This window comes from Thermovenabulum sp., from assembly GCF_049723235.1.
Classification (GTDB): Bacteria; Bacillota; Thermosediminibacteria; order Thermosediminibacterales; family Thermosediminibacteraceae; genus Thermovenabulum.
Genome location: NZ_JBNARB010000030.1, coordinates 1 through 15846, shown reverse-complemented (window position 1 = coordinate 15846; position 15846 = coordinate 1). Strand labels below are relative to the sequence as shown.

At 40.6% G+C, this 15846-nt stretch carries 14 protein-coding genes and 2 tRNA genes; all 16 read right to left on the bottom strand.

What is annotated here, in order from left to right:
* Nucleotides 1–130 precede the first annotated feature (130 nt).
* A tRNA-Glu gene (locus ACPLOV_RS11130) sits at nt 131–205 on the bottom strand.
* An 8-nt stretch (nt 206–213) separates the two neighbouring features.
* A tRNA-Lys gene (locus ACPLOV_RS11125) sits at nt 214–289 on the bottom strand.
* 81 nt (nt 290–370) lie between these two features.
* On the bottom strand, nt 371–712 hold the full coding sequence (locus ACPLOV_RS11120; RefSeq protein WP_424911178.1) for a PAS domain-containing protein: 342 nt from the start codon (nt 710–712) through the stop codon (nt 371–373).
* A gap of 80 nt (nt 713–792) precedes the next feature.
* On the bottom strand, nt 793–1542 hold the full coding sequence (locus tag ACPLOV_RS11115) for a GntR family transcriptional regulator (RefSeq protein WP_424911177.1): 750 nt from the start codon (nt 1540–1542) through the stop codon (nt 793–795).
* Nucleotides 1539–2207: a cobalamin B12-binding domain-containing protein gene (locus tag ACPLOV_RS11110; RefSeq protein WP_424909817.1), complete on the bottom strand. Its 669-nt coding sequence runs from the start codon at nt 2205–2207 to the stop codon at nt 1539–1541. The genes ACPLOV_RS11115 and ACPLOV_RS11110 overlap by 4 nt, the downstream gene beginning before the upstream one ends.
* Before the next feature lie 97 nt (nt 2208–2304).
* Nucleotides 2305–3171, bottom strand: coding sequence for an amidohydrolase family protein (locus ACPLOV_RS11105; protein WP_424911176.1), 867 nt, complete (start codon nt 3169–3171; stop codon nt 2305–2307).
* A 73-nt stretch (nt 3172–3244) separates the two neighbouring features.
* Nucleotides 3245–4054 (bottom strand): methyltetrahydrofolate cobalamin methyltransferase, encoded by an 810-nt coding sequence (locus ACPLOV_RS11100; protein WP_424909819.1) that lies wholly within the window; start codon nt 4052–4054, stop codon nt 3245–3247.
* A gap of 112 nt (nt 4055–4166) precedes the next feature.
* The gene (locus ACPLOV_RS11095) at nt 4167–5936 is read right to left on the bottom strand and encodes an ASKHA domain-containing protein (protein ID WP_424911175.1); all 1770 of its coding nucleotides are present in this window, start codon (nt 5934–5936) and stop codon (nt 4167–4169) included.
* A gap of 132 nt (nt 5937–6068) precedes the next feature.
* Nucleotides 6069–7289: a uroporphyrinogen decarboxylase family protein gene (locus ACPLOV_RS11090; protein WP_424911174.1), complete on the bottom strand. Its 1221-nt coding sequence runs from the start codon at nt 7287–7289 to the stop codon at nt 6069–6071.
* A gap of 6 nt (nt 7290–7295) precedes the next feature.
* Nucleotides 7296–7928, bottom strand: coding sequence for a cobalamin B12-binding domain-containing protein (locus ACPLOV_RS11085; RefSeq protein WP_424911170.1), 633 nt, complete (start codon nt 7926–7928; stop codon nt 7296–7298).
* A gap of 43 nt (nt 7929–7971) precedes the next feature.
* Nucleotides 7972–9366, bottom strand: a complete 1395-nt coding sequence (locus ACPLOV_RS11080; protein ID WP_424910023.1) for an MFS transporter — start codon at nt 9364–9366, stop codon at nt 7972–7974.
* Between the two features lie 369 nt (nt 9367–9735).
* The gene (locus ACPLOV_RS11075; RefSeq protein ID WP_424911173.1) at nt 9736–10905 is read right to left on the bottom strand and encodes an MFS transporter; all 1170 of its coding nucleotides are present in this window, start codon (nt 10903–10905) and stop codon (nt 9736–9738) included.
* A gap of 124 nt (nt 10906–11029) precedes the next feature.
* Nucleotides 11030–12253 (bottom strand): uroporphyrinogen decarboxylase family protein, encoded by a 1224-nt coding sequence (locus ACPLOV_RS11070; RefSeq protein WP_424911171.1) that lies wholly within the window; start codon nt 12251–12253, stop codon nt 11030–11032.
* Between the two features lie 6 nt (nt 12254–12259).
* The gene (locus ACPLOV_RS11065; RefSeq protein ID WP_424911170.1) at nt 12260–12892 is read right to left on the bottom strand and encodes a cobalamin B12-binding domain-containing protein; all 633 of its coding nucleotides are present in this window, start codon (nt 12890–12892) and stop codon (nt 12260–12262) included.
* A 188-nt stretch (nt 12893–13080) separates the two neighbouring features.
* The gene (locus ACPLOV_RS11060) at nt 13081–14316 is read right to left on the bottom strand and encodes a uroporphyrinogen decarboxylase family protein (protein WP_424911169.1); all 1236 of its coding nucleotides are present in this window, start codon (nt 14314–14316) and stop codon (nt 13081–13083) included.
* 73 nt (nt 14317–14389) lie between these two features.
* Complete coding sequence (locus ACPLOV_RS11055; RefSeq protein WP_424911168.1) at nt 14390–15664, bottom strand: MFS transporter; 1275 nt, start codon at nt 15662–15664, stop codon at nt 14390–14392.
* Between the last annotated feature and the right edge of the window lie 182 nt (nt 15665–15846).

Genomic DNA, 15846 nt, shown 5'->3' with positions numbered 1-15846 from the left:
CCGCGACCCTCGGCTTGGGAAGCCGATGCTCTACCGCTGAGCTACTTCCGCCCGTTTAATTTTTCTAAAGATAATTATATCAGATAATTTTTTCAAGTCAATATTATTAGGTTTTAATACAAATACAAAATGGTGACCCCGAGGGGAGTCGAACCCCTGTTACCGCCTTGAAAGAGCGGTGTCTTAACCACTTGACCACGGGGCCACTTAAAATGGTGAGCCATCCGCGAATCGAACGCGGGACACCCTGATTAAAAGTCAGGTGCTCTACCGACTGAGCTAATGGCTCGGAATTTGCAAAAGCAAATATAATACTACTATAAAAAAATTATTCTGTCAACCCCGAATTTAAAGGATTTTTTACCCATTTTCAGCCCCTGACAAAGTGAGGCATATCTATGGGAATTTCCAAAGAAAGTTCCACAAAGCCGGCGTATTCTCCTTTTTCATCATACCAGGGGGTTTGATATATCAATTTTTTTACACCTTTTTTTTCGATGGTGTAACAGTTTTTTCCCCCTTTGGAAAGCATGTGCTCTAATTTTTCCCTGGCCCCTTTGGGATGGCAGTCCAGAACATTCTTCCCTATAAGGTCTTTCCCTCCATCTTCTTTAAAGGTTTCACAGGATTTTTCATTCATATAAATTATTTTTCCTTCTTTATCGCATACGGTAACCGCCACAGGCAGCTTATGTATAAAATCTTTTTCCATTCCAGTTCTCCTTTCCCAATATAATTTCAGTTTTATATTACTTGACTTTTAACCCTGATTCAATATAAAAAATTCTCTCCTCATGGAGAGAAAAAATTTTCTTTCACTAATTTTTTGTTATTATCATCCGAAAGTGAAGCCTGTGCAAATAATTTAAAATAATCTCCTCTAAAATATACTGTACCGAAACCTACGGGCCTGTTATCTTTATTGTAGAGCTTTTGCTCTACCACCATTAGGGGCATTATCTCAGATATTTTTAGCTTATCTTTGAGGAATTCATCGGGCATTTTAGCGTAAATGGTTAGCTCCTTTTTCATAGTGTAAACATCAAAGCTTTTTGCAACAAGTTCGGGGAAGGTGTAAAAGATTAATTCTTTTTCAATGATGGGCATACCTTTAAAATAAACCAAAAATTTCTTATCATAAGCCACAGGTTCGTCGTCCTCATAGAAAAGCCTTTCTATTAAAACCACATTTTTGCTTTCTGAAATCTGCAAAAGGTTGCATATATCTCCGGGAGGTTTTATAATGTCCGCCTTCAAAAGTTTCATATTATTTACTTTTCCGGTAATGCTTTTTATCTCATTGAAATAAAGCACGTATTTGTCGTGTTCCGGTTCCTTTACGTAATTTCCCTTGCCTTGAATGGAATATATATACCCTTCGTTTAATAATATGGCAAGCCCTTTTCTGACGGTCATCCTGCTCGCATTGTATTCCCGGCACAGCTCGTGCTCGGAGTATATCGCATCCCCCGGTCGTAATTCCCCTTTTAAAATTTTTTCTCTAATATCTGCAGCAATTTTAAGATATACCGGCAGCTTCATTTTTGCATCTCCTTATTCTTAATTTTTTCAATCCATTCCTTACATTTTTTTACCCCTTTTAATGCGTCATTGGTAAAATAATCAGCACCTATATACCGGCATAACTCCTGATTCAAATGACTTCCTCCCACAATTACGAATACGTCCTTCCTTAAATCCGCCTCAATCAGGGCATCTACTATATCCTTCATGGAATCAACTGTAAAGGTTAGGACGCTGCTCATGCCTACGATTTCCGGCCTGTAGAGTTCAACGGTCTTCACAAAGGTTTCCTTTGGCACATCCACCCCCAGGTCAATCACGTTAAAACCGCTGGCCTCCATAAGCCCCTTGAAAATTTCCTTCCCTATGTCGTGCAAATCCCCTTTAACCGTGCCGAGAACCACTTTCCCCATGAACATCTTCTGGGAGTATTTGAATACATCGGTGTTTTTAATAATATTTAGTACCTCTTTAAATATAATACCTGCCATAATAAGGTCTGCAATATAATACTCCTTATTTTCATATCGTTTGCCTACCCTGTCCATTCCTTTTTTCACCAAGTTCAATAAATAAAAAGGATCTACCCCCTGTTCCAAGGAGTTTTTTACCAGCATGAGTACATTATCCTCATTGAGCTCCTCCACCGCTTTCACAATGGACTTATCCAGCAGCCTTTCCATATAAACACTCCTCATGTTTATTTGCCTATGAGGTATTATACCATTTTTCGGATTTTTCTTCAAAGTCTTGTTATTTTAAATTTTTTTCTTTGATTTTTTATAAAAAAAGCCTTATCCCGTTTTTAACAGCTATATCCATTATCTTTGCTTCATCTAACCCGGTTTTTTTTAAATGATTTATTTCATTAAAAAAACCTTCTGCGTGGTCCACCCCGTAAGTACCCGCATCACTTCCGGCAGCTACCTTTACACCTATTTTAAAAGCCTCTTTTATATTTTCAATATGTTTCAAATAAATCCTTCTTATATTTTCCAGCTGATTTTTAAATTTTTTATCTTCCTTTTCAATTAAGTTCCCCAGCGGTGAAAGAGTGGGTACCCAGATAACATCATTTTCCGCCATTAGATATAATTCTTCTTTTAAAATAAAGTATCCGTGCTCCACAGTATCGGCTCCGGCTTTTACTGCCGCCTGCACCGCTTTTGAAGAATTCGCGTGCACCATTACCCTGAGGTTTTTATCTTTTGCTTTTTGTATCATATAATATATTTCATCGAATTTAAAATTTAGTTCTTCGGTAACTCTGTTGGGGCAATTAAAATCCACGATTCCTGATATAATTAGTTTAAAATGGTCCGGCTTTAATTTGAGAAGATTATTGAATTCTCTGTTAAAATCGTCCATCCCCGATATGGGTATCCCGAGAAAATTACCGTATTTCCCCTTTTTTGAAAAGGCGTAAACAGGAGTTTTTAAAACTATTCCAAGCTCTTTCCCCAGTTCCCTTGCCTTTAAAGATATGCCGTATCTATCTCCTCCATCCCTTAAATAAATTATGTTTTTGTTTTTGTAATTTTTTAGAACCTCAAGTAAAGGAAACAAATCTCCTTTAAGGATCTTGTCGCGGTATTCCTTTGTGCGTTCCCCCATCAATGCAATGTGTATATGAGAGTCAATATACATACAAAGCTTCCCTTCCAATTAATAATTAAGAATACCTGCCGTCCCGAGACGACAGGTACTTTAATTTTATCACTTAACCCTCTTTTTTCACTCCTATTAATCCCTTCCTGTAAGCGTTGTTGTACTTCCTGCAGTATCTATCTTTTCCGATAAGGGCTTCTGTTGCCAGTACCGCCGCGAGCATATCTTTATTGCACGGATCCATAATAGCTGAATCCATACCGGAAAAAACGGCGATGGTTAAAAAGCACATGTTTACTATTTTCCTGTAAGGCATGCCAAAGGAAATATTGCTTAAGCCGGAGGTAATTTTAACCGTTGGGTACATTTTCTTTATTATGTTCATTGTTTCAACAAATTTCAGCAGAGACAGATTATCCGTGGGTAACGATATTACAAGAGGATCTATATGTATTCTCTCCGGCTGAATATCGTACTTCAATGCTTTTTCTATCAGCACTTTTGATATCTCCACCCGGGTGTTCACATCAGAAGGTATTCCCCTGTCGTCACAGGTAAGGGCTATTACCTGCCAGGGTGTCCCCTGGATTAAGGGGTAGATTACTTCGCATTTTCCCCCTTCTCCCGAAACGGAATTTATAATCCCGGGCTTTTTAGCGTACTTGAAAACCGCTTCTATGGTCCTGGGATTGGGGCTGTCGATGCAGAGAGGTTTATCAACCGCATCCTGCACGATATCCATCAACCATTTTAAGGTATCCAGTTCTTCCTCGGGTGATGTCCCGGCGCAAACATCAATGTAATCGGCACCCGCTTCCGCCTGCCTTATCGCTAAATCCCGGATAAAATTTTCATCCCGGTTTTGAATCGCCTGTCCCACCGATGGAATCGTCCCGTTTATTTTTTCTCCAATTATTATCATAATGATCCCTTCCTTCTATAAAATATATAACATGTATATACATCTTAAAAGTTATCATTTTTCTCAACTTTTGTCAATATTTTTTTATTTTTCTATTTTTATTTAATTTTTGTTAGAACCCAATATTATTTGCAAAAAAGCTGTTAAATTCTTTTACCGCACTTAGTTCCACATATTTAATTTTTTTAGAAAGCTGATTTGCCCGTTCCAGTTCATGTTTGGATAAAAGGGCTAATTTTGCACCCACCCCTGCCGCATTACCTATCCCTTTGATTTTTCCTTCCAGCTCCCGGGGAATCAACCCAATTTTGCATGCACTTTCGGGTTTCAAATAGTTACCGAAGGCCCCCGCAAGCAGTACTTCCTTAATATCTTCTACTTTCGCCCCGTATAACGTTAAGAGAACCTGGATTCCGGCTGCAATAGCTCCTTTTGCCAATTGAAGTTCACGAATATCTTTCTGATTTATATATACCGGTTTGCCCGTAGAAGTTTCATTTTCAAGTATAAAGGACATTATACCGTTAATATTTCTAATCCTATCTTTATAAAGCATCCCGATCTCGTCTGTTATCTGCTCAGGTCTTAAAATTCTTCCCTTTTTATCCACGATTCCTATTTTTAAAAGTTCCGCTACCGCATCCAGTAACCCGGACCCGCAAATTCCTGCCGGCATGGTATCTCCTATTACCGTGTATTTATAATCCTCACCAATTGTAATATGATCTATTGCCCCGGTGGCCCCTCTCATCCCACAGGATATATGAGCACCTTCAAAGGCAGGACCGGCAGCCGTAGAGCAGGCAAAAAGCCTATCTTTCGTCCCAAGCACAATTTCTCCATTTGTACCTATGTCAATCAAAAGCTTTAATTCCTCCGCCCTATCCATCTCGGCTGCCAGGGCAGCCGCCACCGTATCGGCCCCTACAAAGCCTGCGATGTTGGGTAATGCTATAACCTTCCCCGCGGGATTTATTTTAATGCCAATTTCCGAAGCATCAACCGTTAAGCTGTCTTTTACTACAGGAACATAAGGGGCACTGGCTAAATACCGGGGGAGTATTTTAAAAAACAGGTGATGCATGGTAGTGTTTCCGGCAACCGTGACCGCATATATATCCTCAGGTCTATACCCCGTATCCTCTGCTGCTTTTTTTATTAGATTATTCATCTCTACAGCTACTTCTTCATGAAGATTCTTTAGGCCCTCTTTCGTTTGCGAGGCGTATATTATCCTTGATATTACATCCGCGCCGTACTTGGTTTGCGGATTAAGCGAGGAAACATGGGTAAGTTCCTTTCCTGTATTTAGGTCCATTAAATACCCTACCAGGGTGGTGGTACCGATATCAAAAGCCATCCCAAGAAGCCTTTCCGTGGTATCCTTACTTTCCACGGCAATTGCTTCGTCTCCATAAAAGATAAGGGTTGCTTCAAAATTACCATCCCGGATTTTCTCCGGAAGTTCCTGCAGTACATTAAGTTTAACACCTGTTATTTCTATCCCCAAGCTTTCTTTTACCCGGCTCCAGTCATCCCTGTTGTCTTCTAAGGAGGGATTTGGAGTTTTCACCTTCACTTTCCTTATAACCGGCTGCACATCTACTTTGCGTTCTTTTCCCTTATCAAGAATGCTGTAGTTTTTATCCTTCCTTGTAATTTCCACCACTAAATCTTCTTTTACTATTACCTGACAGGCTAATGTATTTATCCTCCGGTCATTTTTTATAATATCTACCGTGCACTTTTTGCACTTACCTACTCCACCACAGGGGAATTCAAATTTTATACCATTTTGTACAATTACGTCTTTTAATTTAACGTTGTCTTCTACCATTACTTCTATATTATCCGGAATAAATTTTACAAGATGTTTTCCCATTACCGCACCACCTTAAACTGATAAAATGTTGTAAATTCTAAGTTTAATAAATATTATAACATATTTACCATAATAAATTATTAAATTTATATGAACACCGGTGGGTTAATCCCCACCGGTGTTTTTTTAATCCTATCCGTACTTTTCTACTGCTTCGATTAATGCATAGATATTTTCTATCGGGGTTTCCTTTGGAGCGGTTCCTATGTTCGGAGAGAGGATAACTCCTCCTTTCGGTTTTACCTGTTCAATGAGGTTTTTTATATATTCTTTTATGCTGTCGGGAGTTCCTCCGACTATTAGGCTGATCGGTATTCCGCCCATTACACAGGTATGTCCTTCTAATACCTTCTTTGCCTTTACCAGGTCTGTCTTTTCAAAATAGGCTATACCCCAGCCCTTCGGAAGCTCAAGAATGGTCTCCAGATGGGCATCATGGCGTCCTTCAAAGAACACCTGGGACTGCATTCCTTCTTCCAGTAATCTTAATATTACCTTTTTCAATGTCGGCCAGTAGAATTCATTATAAAGTTTCGGCGAAAGATATTCATTGAGGTGCAGCGGGATCATAACCCACTTAAAGCCTCTTTTTTTGAAGGACAGGGCATAATTTATTATTGGCTCGACCAGAGCTTCCGCAGCCTGTTTAACTTTATCCGGGTACCTCCTGATATCCAAAAGAACGTTTTCTATTCCCCTTAAAAAGTCTCCTATGATATCCAGAGGTGCATAAGCACCGCCCATCGGAATGGACGGATATCCAAGCCTTGCAGCAATTCCTGCAATTTCTCTTCCCGCAGAACCGAATCTCGTAAATTCTATTCCCAGTTTTACCATGGTTGCCATGGTTTTTTGCGGAGTATCGAGATTCCTGCAGGCTCTTGGCAGGACTTTCTCCGCCACGAATTTCGGCGGATTTTCTATGAGTTCGTCGTATTCATCGGGCTGCATGAAAGTGCCGCCTATGAATTGAGGAGATGCAATTTCGGCTATTTCCATACCTGGAAAACGGTAGTATTTATCTCCCAGGACTTCATGCATGGGACCGGTGATAAAAGTTGTATTCACAGCTACCTCAGGGTATTCCGAAAAAGCTACGCTGAATACCCTGCCGTCCAGACCGGTAATTGCCGCTGAGGGCCAGTCAAAAGGAAAATCCGTAAGGTATTTTTCTATAGCTTTTATACCCTTTTCATATTCAAAACAAAATTCTTTTTGAGTGATTCCGTAATAAGCCGGGACAATGTCCCCTCCAAAGCCCCTTAAGGGTACCCTGTCGGGTTCCTGAAGGTTGATAGCGGCCATTATCCTATCATAACGCTCTTTTGCCAGTTCCTCCGGTGTCTTTGCCATCCTCCATCACCCCTCTATCCCCATTAATTCTTTGCAAAGCCTTACTCCCTTTGCCGCATCGTCTGCCCAGGCATCCGCCCCCGCATACTGCTTTACTCCTTCGTCTACCCTTCCGCCTCCTACTATTATCTTTATCCCTTCCCTGAGTCCGGCTTCTTTAAGGGCGTCTACCGTCCTCTTCATCGACGCTACACCCGCTGTGATAAGACAGGACATCCCTACTATGTCGGGCCTGTGTTCCTTTACCGCTTCCACAAATTTTTCTTCCGGTGTGTCTATGCCTATGTCTATTACTTCAAAACCCGATGCCTCAGCAAATACCTTGAATATGTCCTTACCTATGTTGTGGACGTCTTCTCTTACGGTGCCCAGCACTATCCTGCCGAGTTTTTTCTCCTCTCCACCCTTGATCTTGGGCAGCGTGAATTCCATTATTTTCTTGAATATTTCTCCGCCAAGTATCAGTTCTGAAAGAAAGTATTCCCCTTTTTCAAACTTCTGCCCGATGACCCCCATGGCATCCCTGCAGGTCTCCAATAGCTTCTTCGCATCTCCTCCTCCCTCTAAATACTCCTTTGCCAACGATACTGCCCCTTCTTCGTCCATATCCACTATGCGGTTAAAAAGTTCCTCTAACATATTTATTCCTCCTCTTTGTTTTATTTACGCCCGCCAATGTTACTTATTTGATCATTCCGGAAGCTTCTGCCTTTCTCTGGTTAATTTCATTTTGCATCTCCACCAGTTTTTCTCTGGTAAGTTTATAGCCTACTGCAAGTATAATTCCTGACACCAAAGCAAATACGCCGGGAATAAATACGAACACGTTTACCACCGCATTTTTCAATGCCATGGTTGCTTCCTGGGGTTTAATTCCCGAAACAAAGCCTGCTGTAGATAGCACGAAGGGAATAATTGTACCCCTTGAAATGATCGCGGTTTTTAAAGATAAATTCATTAAACCCATAACAAAAGGTGATGCATCCTCACCGGTTTTCCACTGGGCGAATATAGAAACGTCGGAATACAAGCTTACCATGACGGAGGCCAGTAATCCGAGGAATACCCTGGCTATTAGCACCACCACAAAAAACATAGTAATATTCATTGCTACAAACTTGCATAAGATCAAAGCAATACCGAGCCCGAATAAACCGACTATGGAAGCAGTCCTTGTGGATAGGGATTTTGCCAGCGGACCGGCAATATACGCACCTATTACCTGGGCAATGCTACCCAGCAACAGGTACATGGGCAACAAAGACATATTCTGGGCTACATATGTAAAATAATAGGCAGCCGCGGCGGTCATAATGAAATTTACCATATACCTTAAAAAGTCCGATAACAATAAAACTATCAAGGGCGGATTTTTTACAAGGCTGTTTAGCATACCTTTAAAGGATACCCTTTGTCCGGCAGGAGATGCTTTGCCCTGTGCTTCGGTGGGCTCGTAACCTTCGGTTAATTTAAATACCGTCCAGTAGCATATCATCATTACAAATGCCATTATACCTGCAAGCATCGAATAACCCATTATAGGATTATTCGTAACTTTTCCCAGGTAATTGGCCAGCGGTGGCCCCGTATAAGAAAATACCACACCAGCTAATGCGGTGTATGTTGCCCTCCTTGATGCAAGCAAAGCCCTTTCTTCCGGATTATTAGCAAGAACAGGTATCAGCGAAACGTTGGCTACCCAGGGTATATTCCATGCGATATGGCTTAAAATAAACCCGGCGCAAACTATAAATGCAGCCAGGGATTCGGGTCCAATTTTCGTAAACTGGAAAATATAAAGAATTACTACAAAGGGTGGCGCAATTAGCATCCAGGAGCGGTTTCTCCCCCATTTTAGGGGTTTCATACCGCTAATTATTGCGCCGTAAAAAGGAGAAAGGATAGCGTCAACGATACTTGTTACCGAACCTATCAATGCCACCATCGGGAGAGAAAATTTTGCCACATTTGTAAGGAAAAACACAAACAGGTAAAGCTCCACGCTTGTCATTAAAGAAAAACCAAAGTCACCCAAACCGTAAAATGTCCTCAGGGCTTTACTCAACGGCTTTTTCACATTAACTCCCTCCTTTTCTAAATATTTTTAATAATAAAATGAACCTTATTAAATTTCACCCCCTAACTCATACATGTCAAATTTTTTAAAAAATTTATATTTGTATTTACATGTATTCCACATTTAATTTTATAATATTTTATTTTTTAAATCAATTGCTAAATTTATATAAAGTTAAAATTATTTTTTTAATGAGTATTTATTTTATAAATTTTTTATTAAGATACTTTTTTTATTAGTATTAAATCCCTGTCTTCTTCATATCCCCATTAGTTATCTACGGTAGTACAAGGCATAGTTCGTAAAAAAAGTAAGGGTAGGCATTTGAGTAAAATGCCCACCCCAACTATTGATTTATAGCCTAAAATCTTAATTAACAGGCGGTGTTATAGATTTCGAACTCCTTGCTTTTATTAATGTATAAAAAACAACTGCACTTACAGCGTATACTACCATTGCTACAAATATAGGGAATCGTATATAATTGTTTATGTTTAAAAGTAGTGCAATGTAATAAGTGGATATAAAGCCTCCTAAATTCATAAAAGCCATCAGCATACCGGAAGCTGAGGCAAAAGCAGCTGGAGGAACGATCGACCCTATTATCATCATTACGGCCGGCATCAATATGCTGAACCCGAAACCTACAAGAGTTGAACCTACTGTCAGCATAATTAAACTGCTCGCATAAAATACGCTCCCCATACCCAGGGATATAATAATTAAACTCAATGGAATGACATTAAGTTTTATATACTGGTGAAGTTTTCCGAATACCGCCCCTCCAATCATCCCTCCAACCGTGAACATTGACAGCACTACTCCAGCTGAGGCCGCATCGCCCAGATTGCCAGTAATAATAATTGTTGACATATTTACCAGCATCGGGTAATTTAACATCATAGAAACACCAAAGAGTGCTCCAATTAAATATACGGCGCCTGGCATTTTATCCTTTCCTGCCGCTGTATCCTCTTTTCTTTTTTCAGGTTCCGGCAACATGGAAAGAACCATAAAAAAGGTGATAAGCGCCAGTAAGTGTGGTAGAAAAGCATGCCTCCAGCTAATTGTGCACATAACCGCGCCGAGCATCTGAAGCACTATGCCGCCCAAGTTCATAACAACCCCTGAAAGTCCTAACATATTAGCCCTCTGCTGTCCTTCAAAAAGTCCTAAAATCAAGGCTGTTCCAAGGGGCGATATGATACCAAGGCCGATTCCAAACAGTGCCCTTGCAATTAGTATTGTAGTAAAATTGTTCATAAAGTACGGGGCAGCACCTGCTAATGCGAAAAGAAGGCTACCAAGTAGAAGCAGGGTTCTGTATCCCACCTTGCTTCCTGCAACCATTCCTGACCATGCAGTTGCGGGTATCAGAAACAGTGAAGGTAACGTAGATGCCAATAAAATTGTGCTAAAGGGGAGATTCGGGAATGCTTCTGCAATGTTTTGAAGTGCAGGGGTTATGGTGCCTATACCCATGGCTATAAAGAATACCGACATTACCGCCACAACAGTACTGGTTTTACTTTTAACCACCATACCCACCCTTTCTTTTTATTTTTTATACTTTTTTAATATTTATCTTTTTCTGATTTTTTAATGCGCTTTTTTTACTTTTAAACGGCGGTCACCGTTTTTATAACCGGTGACCGCCTCATTTTTAAGCGTATTTTTCTACTGCTTCATAAAGAGCCGCAATATTCTCCAGCGGGGTATCCTTCGGAGCTGTTCCCACGCTCGGTGCTAATATGAATCCTCCGCCGGGTTTTACCTGCTCGGCTAAATTCTTTATGTGCTCGTGTATCTTTTCGGGAGTTCCACCAACTACCAGGCTAATCGGAATGCCTCCCATAATACAGGTATGTCCCTTCAATAATTTTGTAGCCTTTATAATGTCCGTTTTTTCAAAATACGCCACACCCCAGCCTTTTGGAAGTTCAAGAATTGTCTCTAAATGGGCATCATGGCGTCCTTCAAAGAATACAAAAACTTTCATTCCTTCATTCACAAGCCTTAGTATTACCTCTTTTAATCCCGGCCAGTAAAATTCGTTGTACAACTTCGGCGATAAGTATTCATTAAGATGTAACGGTATAAATATAAGGTTTATACCGTATTTTTTTGCTTCCAATCCGTAATTTACAATTGGTTCTACCATTGCCTCGCAGGCTTTTTTAACCTTATCGGGGTATCTTCTGATATCCAGCAAAGTGTTTTCAGGGCCTCTCAAAAAGTCTCCTATTATATCCAGCGGTGCATAAGCTCCGCCTATTCCAATGGAAGGATATCCCAGCTGTGCAGAAATAGCTCCAATTTGACCCATTAATGCACCGAACCTCGTTATCTCTATGCCAAATTTGACCATGGTGGCCATCATCTGCTTGGGAGTTGCTAAATTTCTGCAGGCTCTCGGTAAGATGGTTTCCGCGATAAATTTTACCGGGTTCTCGATCAGCTGGTCGTATTCCGAGGGATCCATAAATACTCCGCCGATAAATTGGGGCGAAGCATCAGCCGATATTTCCCTGCCCGGGTATCTATAATATTTGTCTCCAAGGACATCGTGCATTGGACCGGTAATAAATGTGGTATTAAAAGCAATGTCCGGCGTATCGGCAAAAGCCATGCAGAATACCCTGCCGTCCAAACCGGAAATCGAGGCCGCAAAAGGCCAGTCACAAGGGAAATCTTTTATAAACTTTTCTACTGCTTTTACAGCTTTATCGTAATCATAGCAAAATTCGTGCTGGCTTATTCCATAATAAGCCGGGACAATGTCTCCGCCTACTCCCGCCAGCGGTAATCTGTCGGGCTCCTGAAGGTTGATAGCGGCCATTATCCTATCATAACGCTCTTTTGCCAGTTCCTCCGGTGTCTTTGCCATCCTCCATCACCCCTCTATCCCCATTAATTCTTTGCAAAGCCTTACTCCCTTTGCCGCATCGTCTGCCCAGGCATCCGCCCCCGCATACTGCTTTACTCCTTCGTCTACCCTTCCGCCTCCTACTATTATCTTTATCCCTTCCCTGAGTCCGGCTTCTTTAAGGGCGTCTACCGTCCTCTTCATCGACGCTACACCCGCTGTGATAAGACAGGACATCCCTACTATGTCGGGCCTGTGTTCCTTTACCGCTTCCACAAATTTTTCTTCCGGTGTGTCTATGCCTATGTCTATTACTTCAAAACCCGATGCCTCAGCAAATACCTTGAATATGTCCTTACCTATGTTGTGGACGTCTTCTCTTACGGTGCCCAGCACTATCCTGCCGAGTTTTTTCTCCTCTCCACCCTTGATCTTGGGCAGCGTGAATTCCATTATTTTCTTGAATATTTCTCCGCCAAGTATCAGTTCTGAAAGAAAGTATTCCCCTTTTTCAAACTTCTGCCCGATGACCCCCATGGCATCCCTGCAGGTCTCCAATAGCTTCTTCGCATCTCCTCCTCCCTCTAAATACTCCTTTGCCAGCGATACTGCCCCTTCTTCGTCCATATCCACTATTCGGTTAAAAAGTTCCTCTAACATATTTAATTCCTCCTTTTTGTTTTATTTAAATTGATTAAAATTTTAAATAAAAGTTTAAATCACAAAAAATTATCTTTTTTATTTTAACTACCACCTCCTGTAATATTTTAAAAAGAAAATTTATTTAATTATCAAAATCTTAATTTTGCAAAAAAGGTAATGATTTTTTTTGTATATTTTAAGACAAATTAGTATTTGCCGTATTTTTCTACCGCCTCAATAAGAGCAGAAATATTTTCTAAAGGGGTATCCTTGGGAGCAATTCCTACACTGGGAGCAAGTATAAATCCCCCGCCAGGCTTTACCTCATCCAGTAAGTTTTTCACATAAGCATCTATTTTTTCCGGTGTCCCGCTCACTATTAAACTAACAGGAACACCTCCCATTACGCAGGTATGCCCTTCTAAAAGCTTTTTTGCTTTCCTTACATCGGTTTTTTCAAAATATGCTATCCCCCAGCCTTTTGGAAGCTCGAGAATGGTTTCTAAATGAGCATCGTGGCGTCCTTCAAAAAATACAAAGGATTTAATTCCTTCATCTAAGAATCTCAGTATAACTTCTTTTAGATACGGCCAGTAAAATTCCTTATAAAGCTTTGGCGAAAGGTATTCGTTCAGGTGAAGGGGGATAAAGGCTAATTTCGCCCCGATAGATTTAGATGCCAACCCTGCCTTCATTATGGGCTCAATCAACGCTTTGCATGCCATTTTTACCTTTTCGGGATACCTTTTTAAATCGAGCATTAAATTCACTTCATCCCTTAAACCATCGCCAATTAAATCTAAGGGAGCGTAACCGAGGGTAAAAGGTATAGAAGGAAAACCGAGTTCTTCCAAATCCTTCGTTACTCCCAGGACAAAGGCCAAAAGTCTTTGGGATTCAATTCCAAGCCTGACCATTGCCGTCATAGCTTTTTGCGGTGTCTCAAGATTACTGCAAACCCTTGGCAGTATTTTTTCCGCAAGGAATGTCACAGGATCTTCAATCAGCTGATCATATTCTTCCGGCTGCATAAAAGTTCCACCGATGAACTGGGGAGAACAAACCACATCCAGTTCCCTCCCCGGATACCTGGTACATTTATCTTTCAAAATATCATGCACCGTACCGTAGAGGGCAGCACCAGTAGCCATGACTACATCCGGGTAATCCGCAAAAGCAAAAGATAGTGGAGGTATGCCTACTCCCGTAAAACCTGCTGCAAAGGACCAATCACAGGGAAAATCCTTATGGAATTTAACTATGGCTTCGCGGGTTTTTTCATACTCAAAACAATATTCATACTGGGTAATGCCCGCATAGGCAGCAATAACATCGCCGCCTACACCGGAAAAGGGGACTCTGTCTGGCTCCTCAAGGTTGATCGCAGCTTCAATCCTGGTAAGTCGCTCCTTCGCAAGTTCTTCTGCCGTCTTGAAAGCCATTCTAACACCCCCATTTAAAAATTTTTAGCTTATGGATAACCTTTTCCCACCCCCCAATTTAATATCCTTCATTCTAATCCCCTTCCTTAATAATTGGCTCTTCTTTAATAAAGAATATGGCCGCTAACCCTGCTATTGTCAGGAGAATTTGAATATTAATGGCCAAAAAGAAACTGTTTAAATTGTACCCTCCGCCCCTGTTTATCAAATACCCCCACAGCTGGGTCATCAATCCTCCTCCGACTACCGATGTAAAAAGGCCGTTAAGGCCGCCGGCCGAGGCAATGTACTTTTGGCCAGCCAGTATTCTTGATAATGCGGTGTTACAATTTATTACACAGGAAGTGGTGAAGCTGAATCCTCCATAAATGATATACAGCAAAAATACCGGAATATTTTTTAATGTTAATACCAGTAGAGCGAGAAAAACTATTGTTAAAGAATGGGCAAGGATGTTTATAATTTTTGGGCCATATTTTGTAGCTAAATATCCCGCTGCAAATGCTCCTAATAGAGTGCAGAACGTCCCCGTAAGCAATATATTTGCCGCTGTTACCGTATCAATTTTCAGAACCTGTTTTAAAAATACTCCGCCCCAGCTTAAAAACAGAACCGAGTAAGTAGACATGTTTATTATGGAAAACAAAATGAACAGCCAAAACTGATTATTTCGAACAAGAAAATTTATTCCGTTTAAGGGATTCGAAACCTTTACAGCCTTTTCTTCAATGTTGTTAATTCTTTCATAGGGATTGTCTATTATATAAGTGAAAACACAAAATGTAATGACTATAGATAAGATTGTTAAAATTACAAAGCTACTACCCCACCCAAATCTTAAAAGCATTAAAGCGAGGGGCGTTGTAGCAAGCATTGCTCCTGATCTTCCTATAGCAGTGATAGAACTGTTCACATAGGCAAATCTTTCTTTACTTTCCCATAACGCAATTAGCTTTATTACGCTGGGCACCGTAGCAGAAAACCCCAGCGCCAGTATAGCCCTCCCAAAAAGCAGACCGGTATATTTGTCTTTAAAAACCACGAATAATAATGAACCTGTACTTATTAAGGCATAGGAAAGGGTCAAGGTCTTTTTAGGTCCGATATAGTCTACCAGTATCCCCATCGGAAGTGATGCAAAAGCAGCAACGTACATCGATACTGCAGAAAATAAGCCTGCCCGTACGGACGAAAGTTTAAATTTTTCCACTAGGTACGGTATAATAATTGCTCCCGATTCGTTAAAAAACATGGTAAATATAAAGGCCAGACTTACAATCAGGTATACATTTTTTTTGATTTCCGTATACCTTGCGCCTATTTCTTCCACTTTTTCGGTTTTTATCATTTTTACCGTCCTTTCTCTAATCCTTACTTAAATTTTCCTGCATAGGTTTATTTTCAAACTGTTCTATATATTAATACTGTTTTAAAAAACTTTTTATGACTATATATGTATATACACTTTAGAGTATTTTTAAGCATTATGAACAGACTCTCCGTGAACATCGTGAACAGCTTCCATTAAAG

Bases quoted from the DNA above. Each gene is read 5' to 3' on its own strand.
- ACPLOV_RS11120 (WP_424911178.1), bottom strand. From the start codon at position 712: ATGGAAAAAGATTTTATACATAAGCTGCCTGTGGCGGTTACCGTATGC.
- ACPLOV_RS11115 (WP_424911177.1), bottom strand. From the start codon at position 1,542: ATGAAGCTGCCGGTATATCTTAAAATTGCTGCAGATATTAGAGAAAAA.
- ACPLOV_RS11110 (WP_424909817.1), bottom strand. From the start codon at position 2,207: ATGGAAAGGCTGCTGGATAAGTCCATTGTGAAAGCGGTGGAGGAGCTC.
- ACPLOV_RS11105 (WP_424911176.1), bottom strand. From the start codon at position 3,171: ATGTATATTGACTCTCATATACACATTGCATTGATGGGGGAACGCACA.
- ACPLOV_RS11100 (WP_424909819.1), bottom strand. From the start codon at position 4,054: ATGATAATAATTGGAGAAAAAATAAACGGGACGATTCCATCGGTGGGA.
- ACPLOV_RS11095 (WP_424911175.1), bottom strand. From the start codon at position 5,936: ATGGGAAAACATCTTGTAAAATTTATTCCGGATAATATAGAAGTAATG.
- ACPLOV_RS11090 (WP_424911174.1), bottom strand. From the start codon at position 7,289: ATGGCAAAGACACCGGAGGAACTGGCAAAAGAGCGTTATGATAGGATA.
- ACPLOV_RS11085 (WP_424911170.1), bottom strand. From the start codon at position 7,928: ATGTTAGAGGAACTTTTTAACCGCATAGTGGATATGGACGAAGAAGGG.
- ACPLOV_RS11070 (WP_424911171.1), bottom strand. From the start codon at position 12,253: ATGGCAAAGACACCGGAGGAACTGGCAAAAGAGCGTTATGATAGGATA.
- ACPLOV_RS11065 (WP_424911170.1), bottom strand. From the start codon at position 12,892: ATGTTAGAGGAACTTTTTAACCGAATAGTGGATATGGACGAAGAAGGG.
- ACPLOV_RS11060 (WP_424911169.1), bottom strand. From the start codon at position 14,316: ATGGCTTTCAAGACGGCAGAAGAACTTGCGAAGGAGCGACTTACCAGG.
- ACPLOV_RS11055 (WP_424911168.1), bottom strand. From the start codon at position 15,664: ATGATAAAAACCGAAAAAGTGGAAGAAATAGGCGCAAGGTATACGGAA.